The organism is Duganella sp. OV510 (genome assembly GCF_900100205.1).
Classification (GTDB): domain Bacteria; phylum Pseudomonadota; class Gammaproteobacteria; order Burkholderiales; family Burkholderiaceae_D; genus Rugamonas.
Genome location: NZ_FNEQ01000006.1, coordinates 157,564 through 171,932 on the forward strand (window position 1 = coordinate 157,564; position 14,369 = coordinate 171,932).

Here is a 14,369-nt window from a genome sequence, read left to right on the forward strand (position 1 = left end):
AGAGGGGAGACGATGGATTTACGCATACTGACCGCAGCCTTGCTGAGCGCTGGACTGGTGTTTCCACAACCGTTGCTGGCGGCGCCGCAGCCGCTGGCGGAGTGGGAACAGCCGGAGGTGGTGGAAGTGAACCGCGAACCGATGAAGGCGACGTTCTTCAACTTCGAGTCGCGCCAACTGGCGCTGGCCGGGGATAAATCGGCCTCGCGCAATTACCTGTCGCTGGATGGCACGTGGTCGTTCGCCTATTCTCCCAATCCCGAGGCGCGGCCGAAGGACTTCTTCCAGCCGGCATTCGATATCAGCAAGTGGGGAAGCATCCAGGTGCCCGGCATGTTGCAGACGCAGGGCTATGGCAAGCCTATCTTTACCAATATCGTTTACCCGTTTCCCGCCAACGAGCCTTTCATTCCGCATGAGCTGAATGAAGTGGGCTCGTATCGCCGCAACTTCGACTTGCCGGCGAACTGGAAGGAGCAGGATGTGTTCCTGCAAATCGGCGCTGCTGGAGCGGCTTACTACGTCTGGGTGAATGGCCAGCGCGTCGGCTATTCGGAAGACTCCAAGCTGCCATCGGAATTTAACCTGACCAGCTATGTCAAGCCGGGCCGCAATGTTATCGCTATCGAGGTGTATCGCTGGGCGGACGGCTCCTATCTGGAGGACCAGGACTTCTGGCGCGTCAATGGCATTGAGCGCAGCGTCTATCTGTACGCTGAGCCGAAGACGCGGCTGCGCGACTTCAAGGTGACTGCGTCGTTGGACAAGTCCTACCGTGATGGCCGCTTTGAATTGGTGGCCGATATCGCTGGCGCGCCGGCGAATGTGAAGGTCAAGGCCACGGTGCTGGACGGCGACCGCGAAGTGCTACAGGCCAGCGGCACACCTGGAGCGGACCGCAAGGCCGTGTTGAGCGGCGCAATTCCGGCCGTGCAGCCATGGTCGGCGGAGATGCCGAAGCTATACACCTTGCTGGTAGAAGTCACCGATGCGCAAGGCAAGCTGGTTTCCGCCACCTCGCGCCGCATCGGCTTCCGCACGGTGGAAATCGCCGACGGCGAGGTACGTGTGAATGGCAAACGCGTCATGATCAAAGGCGTCAACCGCCACGAGCACGATCCGCAAACCTATCGCGTGATGTCGATGGAGAGCATGCGCAAGGATATCGAGTTGATGAAGCGCGCCAACGTGAACGCGGTGCGCACCTCGCATTATCCGAACGATCCGCGCTGGTATGACCTGGCCGACGAATACGGCCTGTATGTGATGGACGAGGCGGACATCGAGTCGCACGGCTACATGGAACTGGGCGACAAGGCGAAGGACGCTGCCGGCCGCGCGGCGATTCAACTCGGCTACAAGCCACATTGGCGACTCGCCCACCTGGATCGCGTGTCGCGCATGGTGGAACGGGACAAGAACTCGCCATCGATCATTTTCTGGTCGCTGGGGAATGAAGCCGGCACCGGCCCGAACTTCGAGAATGCGGCCGCGTGGATACGCAAGAACGACTCGTCACGTCTCATCAGCTACCTGGGCTACGGCACGTTGAACGAGGTACACCGGCCAAACGACTACGTCGATATCTACGCGCCAATGTATGACGATATCGAGAAGATGGCCGACTATGCGCAGGACCCAAGCTATCGCCAGCCGATGATACAGTGCGAGTATGCGCACGCCATGGGTAACTCACTGGGCAATCTGGAAGACTACTGGCAAGTGATACGCGCCCACCGCAAGTTGCAGGGCGGCTTTGTGTGGGATTGGGTGGACCAGAGTGTGTACGCCAAAGATGACAAGGGCCGCAGCTACTGGGCTTCCGGCTTTGACGTGAATCCCGAGCGTGGTGACGGTAGTGTGGTGGGCGATGGCGTGCTGCGTTCTGACCGCACGCCGGACCCGGAATACTATGAGCTACAGAAGGTGTATTCGCCGGTGGTGTTCGAGGGCGACCCACGCAAAGGCGCGGTTGAAGTGGTGAATCGCTATGACTTCCGCGACCTGTCGCACCTGGCGCTGGAATGGAAACTGGAGCGCGATGGCGTACAAGTGGCGCAAGGCGCGCTCGCAGCCTCTGGCGCCCGTGCCGGCGCGCGCGAGTCGGTGAAACTGCCAGTGGCGGCGACATTGGCCAAAGGTGGTGAACTGGTGCTGACGCTCAGCGCACGCAGCAAGGCGGCTGAACATGGCGTGGAGCAGGGCGCGGTTGTCGGTTGGTCGCAGTTCGTACTGTCGTCAGCAGCGCCGGTGGCCGCCAAGGCGGCATGGGTAGCACCGTCTAAAGTGGGCGATGGCTACGAACTTCGAGCAGGGAAAGCCGTGCTGCAACTGGCGGCGGACACCGGCCTGCTGACCTATAGCGTCAACGGCCAGCAGGTGCTGAAAGGTGGCAGTCCGAATTTCTGGCGCGGGCTGGTCGATAACGACGAAGGCGCGGGCGTCGACAAGACACACAAGGTGTGGCAGACCTTTACTCAGAAACGCAAGGTTCGCTCAGTGGAAGTGCAGGGCGACAGCCTGAAAGTGCTGTTCAGCTTTGGCGCCGGTGCTGCACACTGGCAGAACATCTATCGTATGCGCAGCGATGGCGCGCTCGAAGTGCAGTCGACCTTTACGCCATTGCGTGATGACCTGCCGGACCCATTGCGGCTCGGCCTGCGCTTCGACAGCCCGGCGTCGCTGAACAAGGTGCGCTGGTATGGCCGTGGCCCGCATGAATCTTATGTCGACCGCAAGACCGGCGCGCCGCTTGGCCTGTATCAGGGCGCGCTGGCGGACCAGTATCACTCGTACATCCGTCCACAAGAAAGCGGCAACAAGACCGATGTGCGCTGGTTCTCGCTCTCCGGCGGACAGCAGGGCGTGACGGTGAGTGCTGACCAGCCATTTGCGTTCAATGCGCTGCCATTCCCGTACGAGGACTTGTCTCTACGTCCGCGCGGTGAGTGGAAGAGTTCCGAGATCGCGCCGCATGGCGAGGGCAGCATCCTGATCGACATGGCGCAGTCCGGCGTTGGCGGCGACACCGGCTGGAGCCTGGATGGCCGTGCTCACGTCAAATACCGCATCCCGCTGGCGCCTGCCAGCTATCGTTTCGTGGTTATGCCGTCACACTGATTTCCAAAACCCGGAAGTTGTTGACCCTCGCAAGAGGGTCGTTTATTATGTTTAGCGAAGTTATCGATAACTTACGTTGATTTGTTATCGATAACCATAAAAAATACTACAAGGAGATGAAGCAATGACCAAGACACTGTTCAGCACTGTACAGCTCACCGCGATGGCCTTGGCCGTCGGCCAGGCTTTCGCCCAGACGCCAGTTAATCCCGACGCCGGCACCACCGTCGTCGTCAGCGGCATCCGCGCCAGCGCCAGCTCGGCGCTGGCCGTCAAGCGCGACACCATGGAGGTGGTCGACTCCATCTCCGCCGAGGACATCGGCAAACTGCCCGACCCCAACGTCGCCGAGACGCTGACCCGCATCCCTGGCGTGCAGGGTTATCGCTATGGCGGCGAGGGCGCGTCGCCAGTGGGCCAGGGTTCGGGCCTGACGATTCGTGGCCTGTCCGGCCAGACGGCGTCGCAGGTCAATGGCCGCGCGTACTTCACCGCCGGCAGCCGCGAATACAATATCGAGGGCGCGATTCCTGGCATGGTGGCCGGCATCGACGTATTCAAGAATCCTTCGGCGGAGCACATCGAGGGCGCCATCGGTGGCCTGGTGAATATCCGCACCCGCAAGCCCAGCGATTTCAAGGGCCTGACCGCGACGCTGAGCGTCAACGCGCGTGAAAACGATCTGGCGAAGAAGACCGATCCCGAGCTGTTCGGCCTGGTGGCGAACAAGTGGGATCTGGGCGGCGGTTCGCGTATCGGCGTGATGGCGGCAGGCGTGTACCAGAAGAGTACCGGCCGTTCGGATAACAACCCGGCCAATGGCGGCGCCAACTTCAAGCGCGCGGTGCGCGCCGACACGGCGGAATACGCGACGCTGGCTGCGGCCAACACCGCCAACAATCCTGCGCTGCCGATGCAATCGTATGTCGGCCGCAACGATGTCAATTACCTGGCGACCGTGCCGACTGTGGCGACCGCCGGCGCCTACACGCCGAACCTGAGCGGTCTGACGGCGGATCAGGCCGCGAATGTGATGGTGGCGCCAGGCCTGACCAGCAACGTGTTCCAGGAAACCATCTACCGCACCCGCAAGGGCCTGAGCCTGGCGGCCGACTACCGCCATAGCAATACGCTGCGCTTCTACACCGAGGGCGAGTACACCTACTACCAATATCACCAGAACTATCGCGGCCTGAACTCGATCGACGGCGGCAATGTGCAGGGCTTGCAAACCACGCCCTTCAACTTTACCGAGGGCCTGGCGAATCGCAACCAGAACGGCGGCAGCGACGATGTGCTGGTCAACAAACGCCTGCAAAGCGGCACTTTCCTGAATTCGACGATGAACACACTGGGCGGCAATGAAGAACGCCCATATAAAACCTGGATCGCCGCCGGTGGCGTGGAGTGGAGCCCGACCGCATCGTGGGCCTTGAAGGGCGACCTTTCCTACATCAAGGCCGACCAGAGCCAGGACAATCGTTCGGTCAATATGGACTCGGCGAATGGCCTGTACTGGAGCACCACGCGCGTCGCCGACGGTGCGCCGCACCAGCTGACTTTCAGCGGTCCTAGCCTGTCGGACCCGAACAACTTCGTGTTCCGCGACTACAGCAACGGCACATACCAGAAGTGGGACGACAAAGGTTATGCGGCCAAACTGGATGCTGCATATTCGACCGAGAGCGGCTTCCTTACCAAGATCAAGTTCGGCGGCCGTGCCGCGCGTCAGGAAAGCCTCTACACCAACTACAGCTTCAGCGGCAAGGCACTGACCACCAATGGTCTGGCGCTGACGGCCAACCGCTCCAACGGCATCAATGCAGGCACGCTGTCTGGCATGCTGCAAACGGCGCCGAGCAATTTCATGGATGGCGATGCTGGTTATTCCGGCGGCTATGTGGTGTATTCGCCGGATGCCTTAACTGGCAATCAGGTGATGGCGGCCTTCCCGAAAGCGGGCATACCAGGTGAGGGCGCCTACATCGAGAATGCTGTGCAACGCCGCCTGTTCGACGAACACACGCTGGCCGGCTACCTGATGGGTGACTTTGCGACACCGGATGAACGCCTGCGCGGTAATGTCGGCGTGCGCCTGGTGCGCACCAAGACCGATGTGACGGCGCGTGTGGCCAACCTGACTGGCGGCAGCACGGTTGTCGTCGATAACTTCAAGTCGACCACCTACAACAACGTACTGCCGTCGCTGAACCTGACCTACGATATCCAGAAGGACTTCCTGGCGCGCTTCGGCTATGGCCGCGGCATGACCCGTCCTGAAATCGGTTCGCTAAATCCGTCGATTGTGGTGAATACCGTCAGCGGCACCGGCAGCGCGGGCAATCCGGATCTGCGTCCGCAACTGGCCAACAGCTTTGACTTGTCGCTGGAACGCTACTTCAACTCGACCAACTATGTGTCGGTGGGCTTGTTCGACAAGGAGATCAAGGGCTTCCTGAGCGGCATCGTGGAATGCCAGACGGTGCCGCAAGCACCGGCTTATTCGGGCTCGATCGCGAACAGCTGCCCGGCTGGCCAGTACCAGATCACCAAGTCGGTCAACGCAGAGAAGGGCTATGCGCGTGGTGTCGAGCTGGCGGGCCAGTTCTTCTTTGATCAGAACTACGGTTGGCTGAACAACTTCGGCATCTCCGGCTCCTACACCTATGTGGATACCAGCAACCCGATCAACATCGGCACTGTCACCGCCCCGCGCGTGATCGACACGCAGCAACCGTTCGTCTCCAAGAACAGTGCCAGCGTGGCGGGCATGTACGAAGCCAAAGGCATGTCGGCGCGCGTGGTCTACACCTGGCGTTCGGAGCAGGTGCTGTTCGGTGCATCGGCCAATCCCGTCGACGGCCGTTATATCGAATCCTACGGCATCCTGGATGCGTCGCTTAATTTTGACCTGATGGAGAACCTGACGCTGTCGCTGACCGGCTCGAACCTGACCAATAAGGGCTTGAACCGCTATGTCGGCGAACCAGGCGGCTACGCGACCGGCATCGAGCGTCAGCACTATGTCAACGGCCGTACCTTCAGTGTCGGCCTGCGTTACAAGTTCGGCAAGTAATATGGAAAACATCGATATCCGCTTTCTGGGCATAGATGAAGGCTTGCAGCTGCTGCACCTGATCGATACCCGCACCGGTGAATTCGCCTGGACGCTGGATCTGGCGGCCTATCCGCTGGCGCGTGACATGCAGCGCCTGGACGACAGGCGGGTGCTGGTCGGCTACGATCACGGCTACTTCGAGCTGGATAGTCGCAGCGGGCGGGTATTGATGGATTGCCGGCGCTGGAAGGACGTCACCGCAGTGACGCGCCTTCCAGACGGCGCCACACTGGTCACCGGCATGAACCTGGATGGACGTGGCGGTGTCAATGTGCTGACGCTGGACGCGCAGGGAGAGCTGGTACACGTGGCCACCCGCGAGGGCGACTATGTGCGTCTGATGCGTGTGACGCCGCAGGGGACTTATCTGCTGTGCACCAATGATCACATCAAGGAAACCACGCCGGATCTTGTGGAGCTGTGCAATTTCACCGCGCCGGGTTTCGAGCACGCGTGGAAGGCCGAGCGGCAGGCTGATGGCTCCACCATCGTCTCGGCCGGTTACGGCGCCTTCATCGCTGTCTTCGACGCCAACGGCCAACTGGTCCAGCGTATCGGCGGTGCCGACGCGGTGCCGGCTGGCGTGGCGCCATTCTTCTACGCGACCTACGCCTTCCTCCCTGACGGCCAGCTGCTGGTCGCCAACTGGCAAGGCCACGGCCCCGACAACGGCCACAAAGGCCCGCAACTGCTGCAGTTCGACACCGCCGGCCAGCTAGTCGCCACTTGGTCCGCCCCCGACCGGATATCTTCCCTTCAAGGCTTGCTACTGATGTAACTGAATATTCTCGTTACTGCCTCCACCTCGAAGCTGTCGTTTGGACGGCTTCGAGGATAGCAAGGCCGCCGATTAACGCCCGCCCGTGCGGGTATAGACTGGCTTCTCGGTTTCTCCCTTCTCCACCATGGCGAGAAGGCGTTGCAGTTCCTTGCGCTCGTCGCCCTCCTTTGCGGATGACACCAGGTTGCGCAGAATGGCGACATGCGCCGCCTGCAATGCCTGCGCTGCGGGCACTTCGACGTCCGGTTTCACGCCGACATTCTCCCAATTGGTTCTAGTGACAAAGTTGATCATGCGCGACGTCGGGATCGAGACCGCGATGTCGTGCCCCAAGCTGTACCAGCTATTGGGATTGGAAGCGCCGATGGTGGTTTCACCGACCAGGGTGCCGCGCTTCAGCACCTGGAAGTCGTAGGCGCAGTCCTCGGCAGCGGAACCAGTCCGAGCCGAGATCAGCACATATACTGGCTTGTCGTAACGCTGTGTGACCGTCGGCACGGTCCAGATCTGCTGCGTCGTGCCGGTCGGGCGCTCATAGATATCGATCAGGTGGAGCACCTCGCCCACGGGGAAGAAATGGCTCATCAGATAAGCCACGCTATCCGTGCTGCCGCCGCCGTTGCGGCGCAGGTCGAGGATCAGCGCATCGGTGCCCGCCATGAGTGACATCGCCGCCGTGTACGCAGGGCCGATAAAGTGCGCTCCGCCGAAGCCGCGCAACTCGATATAGCCGACGTTGCCGGGAAGGCGTTCGATCTTCTCGATGCCGTAGCCGCGCCGCGCGATAGCGGCGCGCCGTTCCTCTACCTGGGCGCGGCTCGGTGGCTCCGCGGTCGCGCTGGGCTCACTGAAACCCTCGTAACGCCCGGCGCTGAAATGCATGTCGCCGCTGAATTCGCGCAAGTCCTTCTTCAGCGCCGCACTGAATGCCGTCGCGCTGGCGGCGGCCGCATAACCTCCTTCGGCATGTTTCCTGATGATCGCACTGCTGACCTGTTCGGCCCGCGTTGGATCGATGTAATTCGCATTGATTTTCGCCGCTAGCGTCTGCACGATTGCGGCGCGATCGGATGCGCTCAACGCGGTATCGTCCGCCGCCATGGCGGGCAACGACCACATCGCGCCCAACACGAACGCTGAAACAAGCTTCTTGCTACCTAACATACATTCCTCCAGGTTGGACTACGAATCGGGCTTCGCATTAAGGCGTTGCAGCGCCTCGGACAGCGCCGGCATGTAGGAGCGGCTCGCGCGCAGCACGCTGCCGTCGCGCAGGCGCAGCATCGCGTCCCGGTTGGTCAGCGACCGCAGTTCGGCGATCATGTCCAGCCGCACGATGGACGAGCGGTGCACGCGGTGGAACTGACGCGGATCGAGCTGCATGGCCAGATTCTGCAGGCGTTCCCGCACCAGCCAGGTCTTGCCGTTCGCATGCAGGGAGGCGTAGTCGCCGTCGGCCTCGATGCGCTCGACGTCCGCCACCGGCACCAGCACCGTGCGCGATCCCACACGCACGCTAAAGCTGCGCATCGCCGTTGCCGCCGGTGCTGTGGCACGACTTTGGCAGCGGTAGGGGAACGCTTGCTGCGCGCGGTCCAGGGCTTCGTCGAAGCGCTCGTCATCGACCGGCTTGAGCAGGTAATCGAGCGCGGCCAGTTCGAACGCTTGCAGGGCGAAGCTTTCGTAGGCGGTGAGCAGGATCGCCATCGGACGCTGCGCCGGTGGCAGTGCGGTCAGTACGTCGAGTCCGCTCTTGCCCGGCATCTCGATGTCGACGAACACCAAGTCAGGCTTTAGCGCCATAATCCCTTCGTAAGCGCTGTCGCCGTCACTGAATTCCCCCACCAGCTCAAAGGCGCCGCGCTGCGCCAGCCTGACCTTGACCGCCAGCCTGGCCAGCGGTTCGTCGTCGACAATCACTACCCTGATGTTCATGCCGCCACCTCGATGCCGCGCAGCGGCAATGAAATCTGCACGTGGAAGCGACCGTCAGGACGCCAGCCTGCGTCCATTCCCTGCTCCTCGCCGTACAGGTGGCGCAGGCGTTCCCGCACGTTGGCCAGGCCGATGCCGCTACCCTTTTGCGCCGACGGCTGGCCGTCGTTCTGCACGCCGATGAGCAGGCGCGCGCCGGCGCGCTCGACCAGAATATCGAGCTGGCCGGGCATGGCCAGCGGTGAGATGCCGTGGCGGATCGCGTTCTCGACCAGCGGCTGCAGCATGAGGTAGGGCACGATGCTGCCCAGCAGGTCGGGGCCGGTCTTCATCGTCAGTTGCAGGCGCTCGCCAAGGCGCGCCTTTTCGATGGCCAGGTAGGCGTCGAGCAGGGCCAGCTCATCGGCCAGCGCATGCTCGTGGCGGCCGTCGTGCGCCAGGGTGGCGCGCAGGAAGTCGGCTACGCACGCGAGCATGCGGTTGGCTTCCCGGTTGCACTGGGCCGACACCAGCGCCGAGATCGCGTTCAGGGAGTTGAACAGGAAGTGCGGATTGACCTGCAGGCGCAGAGCGCGCAGCTCGGCGTCGCGGGCGGCGCTTTGCGCCTGGGCAAGATGCAGGCGGACCTGCTGAAGCGACAGGTAATAGGCCGCCACCGCATGAACCGCACAGAACGCGACCAGAGCCAGCCAGCAGCTATCCAGTCCCCGCGCCATATATTGCCATTGATAGGCCGTCTCACGTCCGATCGCGATCCCAAAGCTCTGACCCAGAAAGGCGTTGGTGATCGCCATGGCATAGGTGGTCACCAGCAGTATCGGCCCCATTCGCAGCCAGGACCATTCGCGGCGCCACATGGCCCGCTGCATCAGCGTCAGCGGAATCAGCCACAGCAGACAGGCGACGAAGAACAGCGTACGAAAGGCTACGACATAGCTATTGCTGTAGGCAGGCAGGCCGAGGATTGCCATGCAGACGCAAACCGGCAGCGCGGCCAGCACCGGGACGAGCAAAGGAGTTTCGACTTTCACGAGGGGTTTCCAGAAATGCAATTCTGCAATTGTAGCGCTTCGATCGCCCAACGAATAAAGAGCAGTGCACGCATGGAAGGTCTAGAAGAAAGAAAGTCTTGACCTTAGTTGATAGCCTGGCGGCGGTCGAGTCAATTGCGGCGACCCGTGCATATATTGCGACGAGTGGATCGGCAATTGGGGGGAAGGGACACGTAATCCAACCTTTAGCTTAGGTCTGTGTGATTGCGGACGTTCAGCTTTCGCCCGTATTACCCTTGCAGCTTAACCACAGGGGCTGTTGAAGACGTGTCTACCGAAAAGATCGGACCATGCCATTCTTCATTATTCACGATAGTCTTCTGATAGCTGGCGGGCCACGCCGTCTTCAAAAGTGATGACCAGAAATCTTGCGCAACCTGATTCTCTTCGATCACGCGCACTTCCCATTTGGCGGGGCACTGGGCCATGATTTCTGTCGCAGCTTTTTTTCCAACACCACGTCCCCGGTACTTGCGAACTACAAAGAACTCGACTATTGCGCGAGTAAGCCCAGGCGTATGGACTTCATCGTTAGCCAGCGCAAAGCCAGCCCACTTCTCATCTACTTTGATTACGTACGCCGACCATGCTGGGTTAACCCAGAAGCAGTCTAAATCGTAGTAGCCGTACTGGCCATGATCGTCCAGATCCGTGCCGTCTAACTCGGAAAAATCGTGCTGGTATAACTCCATCAGGTTCCGCACGATCAGGCGTTCAGAGAGCTGGGCGAGTCGAATTTCAATCTTCATTTACTAGGAATAGTGACGGTGAATTTGTCGAACAAAAATAGCACGTAGTCGCGCGCAAAAAATGGTAGATGCCTATGCGGACGTCCAATGCTGCTCTTGGTCGTTCTCGGCCAAGCATCTTAGCCAAAGATCATAGGATATCAGCTTGCTGAAATGAAGATATCACACATTCCCACGTGGTAAGCGCAGTTACAGGGAGGATGGGGCAGAGCGGCGTCGACGGTAGTCTTCGGGTCTCGTGTGTAGGGCGGATAGCGAAGGTGATAGTTCGGATGGGCATCGAGATGATGCCGCGCGATGAGCCCGGTCTGTGCGAGGTTCGCCATCACGGGCACGACCATCATCCAGACGGCGGCATACCCTGCCACCATGATCACGAGGCTAAGACGACGCCGCTCGCCGGCGGCTGGGTGGGTGTGCATGCTGGTTCCTCCGCTTGGGTTGATTCGAGAGCCATTCTGAAGCGCTGCTTGCTGCATGTGAAGCTGTCAGATGTCCCTGTCAGATATGGCAGGGAGCGCTGTGTCAGATCTGACAGGTGAGCAGGCCGAGGCACTGCGCTATAGTAGCGGGAGGCGTAGCGGCAAAACGCGGTGACGTGCCGCCATCGATATGCTAACCGTGCCGGGAACAGGAGTAGACAACGTGGTCGTGCCAACCAAAATTTTCTTGCATTACCTGAACAGGCTGCGCGAAGTGCTCTACCGTGTACGCGCTGTCGATGAAGCGATCGGCGGCCAGCGGCTCTATCCGGATATGTTCCCGCTGCTGCAGCAGGCGAAAACGGCGATCGGATTCACGCTGCGCGCCGTCTGCCCGCTGGCCGGCAGGGACATCGTCTCCTTCAGCGACGACGTCGACAGCTTTGAAAGCGTTCTGGCCGAGCTGGATTCGACCTGCGCTTATCTGGCGACCATTCCCGATGATGCGTTCGGCCGGATTGGCGCGCAGTCCGTCTCGACGGCGGCAGGCTTTGCCGATCTGAACCTGGACGGGTGGGAGTACTACCAGATGTACGCCATGCCGAATTTCTTCTTCCATTATGCGATGGTATATGCGATCGCCCGCCATGCCGGGGTGCCGATCGGGAAAGCCGACTTCGACGGCTATCATCGATACCCGCTCGGCTTCGTCTTCACCGACGAGTGCGATCCGGCAGATCTGGACAACCTGCAATAGCGATGGACTATTCCCATCTCCGCGCATTCCGCGATGCCTTGTCGAAGGCGCCTCACCTGACGGATTTGAAATCCATCTGCAGTGACTTCTGTAGCGCGACAGGCATGCCGCACTATATGTTCGCCGTCTGCGAGGCGGTGTCGCTGACCGCGCCGCGCCTGATCACCGTGACGAATTTTCCCTCGGAGTGGGTCGACCATTATTTGCAGCGCCGAGCATCCTCGGTCAATCCGATCCTCCAGTACAGCTTTTCCAATACCGCACCTATCCTCTGGAGCGAACTGGAACATCTGCCTGCTGCCCAGGGCGGCGCCGGCGAGGGTAAGGCCTTCATCGAGCGCGGCAGGGCGCATGGTCTGCACCGTGGCTTGACGGTGCCGCTCAGCCCTCCGAGCGGGCAGACCGCCTTCTTCTGCCTAGCCAGTTCGGACCTGACGCTGGACGACGACCGGCTCGGCAATCTGCTGCCGGCCGCCGGCATCTTCAGCAATTACCTTTTCGACGCTTATATCCGCATCGACAAGATCGACAACCCCAAGGTCAACGAATTGACCGAGCGCGAACTGGAGTGCGTGTTCTGGGCGTGCGAGGGCAAGACCGCCTGGGAAATGGCCCAGATCGTCGGCGTGGCGGAACGCACCATCAACTTTCACCTGACCTCGGTGATCAAGAAACTGGGCGCCTCGAACCGCCAGCATGCCGTGGCCAAGGCCGTCATGTACGGCCTGGTCAAACCGCGCGCATAGCGCCGCTTGGGGCTGCGCGCATGAAGTCCGCCAAAGTAGTTACATGCTAACTGATATGCTACGCTGCCCCATCGACCGCAGACGCCCCAAAACAGACCTATTCACTCGCATCAGCTTCTCGAATTAATTCAAACTGATCAGAAAAATTTTCCACTTCCAAGGGCTTAATCTGCACCCCGCCAAACCCCATCGGAAAAAAGGCATGAAACACATCTTTCGTGCAGAAAAATTTAATCAAAGAGAAGCCTGATTCGATGATGTCAAAAATCGATTTATGCATTAATTTTTTCAAAAAGATATTGTCGGCGCTATCTTTCCCATTTTTAAGTACGGTCTTCTGATGAATAATATCATTTCTAATCTCTTCCAACTCCTTAAACTTCGACCAATCACTTAAACCTTTCGGAGATTCGCATTTTAATATTTCTGGCAAAAATATCGCGACTTTATCACTTGTTTTTTGCCATCTTTCAATAGCTGCTTTATCCCAAGTTTCAGTTACCCCCTTTGAGTTTTTCGATGTGTATGTGTAGTTTGCCGGAATAGCTATATTGGCAAATGACTCCAATGCAGTATATATTGCAATGATGCTACTTTGTATGCATTCTAGATAGTTATAAAGTCGCGGTAAATCTTGATCGGAAATTTCAATACGCTTCCTTTTGTTTAAATCTTTGCCTAGTACGCTGGTATAGATACTCTTAGCCTGCTGAAGTTCTTTTTTTGCAATGCTGGCAAAAATCGCAACATTGTTCGGCGCGTGAAAATTAATTTCACAGCCATCGACTAAAACGGTCTCTTGCTGCTGAAGAGTAATAGTCTTTTTTATTGATTTATCGACAACTATAATCGGGCGTGCACACCGCACATCAAGTACGTTCGTTACGGTTTTTTTACTTTTCATGGTATTTGTTTAATAACCCCACAGCTAAGATGCCTGAGAAATTTTGATAAGTCCGCAGCCATTCGAAGCGAGGTCTCCGCAAATGCGAATGTCCGTTCCTGGCCGTGTGACTACTGCAAAACTGCACGCCTATTCATATATCTTGCCGCAATAAAGAAAAACTGCGCACTTCTTCCATGGAGATGCTGCTGATAGTCCTTTGGCTCCGAATCCAGAATCATCAGCCCAACTTCCAGCAGCTTCTAAGAAATCCTCAATTGAATCATTTTCCCAATTCTTGCCGTCAGCGCGCCGGTCGTTAGCGAGGGCTTGGACAAACGCCAAGAATGTCGCCTCATCAGTTACCGCCTCAAGTTGTTCGTGCAGCTGCATGTTTCGTTTCCAAGATAATTTGATGCCGTCCGCTTTTGGCCGGGGGGCAGCCTTTCAGCCCTCTCCAAAAACAGGTTCGCCAGGACGTACCCAGGAAACGGTTCGGACCACTCCGTTGACGAAATCCTCATCACGGAGTTGCTGGAACACTGAGGTAGGCGGCCATCCAGCAGTTTCGTCGACAAAAAAGAACCCGGCTTGCTGAAGGGCAGTAAGTGCGGCTGCCAGTTCTGTCTTTGAGGTAAACGGCAAATGCGTTCCCTTCTCATCAGTATGCGCTCCCAGCACCTGAAGTTCAGTTGGCAAAACCTCAGGGGTCGTGATTTCGATCGACATGCTCAGCACTGCGGACACGTAGTTCATCTTTCGGACCTAATTATTCAATTGCGAGAAGTCAGCGAAGGGCCGGTTCC

At 59.0% G+C, this 14,369-nt stretch carries 13 protein-coding genes; 5 read left to right on the forward strand and 8 right to left on the reverse strand.

Annotation, left to right across the window (positions count from 1 at the left end; translation table 11 throughout):
• Window positions 1-12 precede the first annotated feature (12 nt).
• The 3 genes from BLS51_RS17200 to BLS51_RS17210 all read left to right on the forward strand — a co-directional run bounded on the left by BLS51_RS17200 (window position 13) and on the right by BLS51_RS17210 (window position 7,016).
• Window positions 13-3,120 (forward strand): glycoside hydrolase family 2 TIM barrel-domain containing protein, encoded by a 3,108-nt coding sequence (locus BLS51_RS17200; RefSeq protein ID WP_090185111.1) that lies wholly within the window; start codon window positions 13-15, stop codon window positions 3,118-3,120.
• A gap of 124 nt (window positions 3,121-3,244) precedes the next feature.
• Window positions 3,245-6,196 carry a TonB-dependent receptor gene (locus BLS51_RS17205; RefSeq protein WP_090185114.1) on the forward strand — a complete coding sequence of 984 codons (2,952 nt, stop codon included), beginning with the start codon at window positions 3,245-3,247 and terminating at the stop codon, window positions 6,194-6,196.
• Between the two features lies 1 nt (window position 6,197).
• On the forward strand, window positions 6,198-7,016 hold the full coding sequence (locus tag BLS51_RS17210) for a WD40 repeat domain-containing protein (protein WP_090185116.1): 819 nt from the start codon (window positions 6,198-6,200) through the stop codon (window positions 7,014-7,016).
• A gap of 72 nt (window positions 7,017-7,088) precedes the next feature.
• On the opposite strand, the gene BLS51_RS17215 is transcribed toward BLS51_RS17210, so the two are convergent.
• The 5 genes from BLS51_RS17215 to BLS51_RS17235 all read right to left on the reverse strand — a co-directional run bounded on the left by BLS51_RS17215 (window position 7,089) and on the right by BLS51_RS17235 (window position 11,177).
• Window positions 7,089-8,183: a S41 family peptidase gene (locus BLS51_RS17215; protein ID WP_090185119.1), complete on the reverse strand. Its 1,095-nt coding sequence runs from the start codon at window positions 8,181-8,183 to the stop codon at window positions 7,089-7,091.
• Between the two features lie 18 nt (window positions 8,184-8,201).
• Window positions 8,202-8,954, reverse strand: coding sequence for a LytR/AlgR family response regulator transcription factor (locus tag BLS51_RS17220; RefSeq protein WP_090185123.1), 753 nt, complete (start codon window positions 8,952-8,954; stop codon window positions 8,202-8,204).
• Window positions 8,951-9,985, reverse strand: a complete 1,035-nt coding sequence (locus tag BLS51_RS17225) for a sensor histidine kinase (RefSeq protein WP_229207620.1) — start codon at window positions 9,983-9,985, stop codon at window positions 8,951-8,953. Before BLS51_RS17225 ends, BLS51_RS17220 begins: the two co-directional genes overlap by 4 nt.
• Before the next feature lie 251 nt (window positions 9,986-10,236).
• Complete coding sequence (locus tag BLS51_RS17230; protein WP_090185131.1) at window positions 10,237-10,755, reverse strand: GNAT family N-acetyltransferase; 519 nt, start codon at window positions 10,753-10,755, stop codon at window positions 10,237-10,239.
• Between the two features lie 140 nt (window positions 10,756-10,895).
• Window positions 10,896-11,177 carry a hypothetical protein gene (locus BLS51_RS17235; RefSeq protein WP_090185134.1) on the reverse strand — a complete coding sequence of 94 codons (282 nt, stop codon included), beginning with the start codon at window positions 11,175-11,177 and terminating at the stop codon, window positions 10,896-10,898.
• 223 nt (window positions 11,178-11,400) lie between these two features.
• Between BLS51_RS17235 and BLS51_RS17240 the strand changes: the two genes are divergently transcribed.
• Complete coding sequence (locus BLS51_RS17240) at window positions 11,401-11,934, forward strand: DUF1993 domain-containing protein (RefSeq protein ID WP_175472608.1); 534 nt, start codon at window positions 11,401-11,403, stop codon at window positions 11,932-11,934.
• A 2-nt stretch (window positions 11,935-11,936) separates the two neighbouring features.
• Window positions 11,937-12,680 (forward strand): LuxR family transcriptional regulator, encoded by a 744-nt coding sequence (locus tag BLS51_RS29990; protein ID WP_090185139.1) that lies wholly within the window; start codon window positions 11,937-11,939, stop codon window positions 12,678-12,680.
• Window positions 12,681-12,777: 97 nt separating this feature from the next.
• Here BLS51_RS29990 and BLS51_RS29460 read toward each other — a convergent pair whose 3' ends face one another.
• The 3 genes from BLS51_RS29460 to BLS51_RS17260 form a co-directional block, all read right to left on the reverse strand.
• Entirely contained in the window at window positions 12,778-13,584 is an 807-nt protein-coding gene (locus BLS51_RS29460) for a hypothetical protein (protein WP_090185142.1), read from the reverse strand.
• Between the two features lie 129 nt (window positions 13,585-13,713).
• The gene (locus BLS51_RS17255; RefSeq protein ID WP_090185147.1) at window positions 13,714-13,956 is read right to left on the reverse strand and encodes a DUF7660 family protein; all 243 of its coding nucleotides are present in this window, start codon (window positions 13,954-13,956) and stop codon (window positions 13,714-13,716) included.
• A 54-nt stretch (window positions 13,957-14,010) separates the two neighbouring features.
• Window positions 14,011-14,292: a hypothetical protein gene (locus tag BLS51_RS17260; protein ID WP_139168720.1), complete on the reverse strand. Its 282-nt coding sequence runs from the start codon at window positions 14,290-14,292 to the stop codon at window positions 14,011-14,013.
• Window positions 14,293-14,369 lie beyond the last annotated feature (77 nt).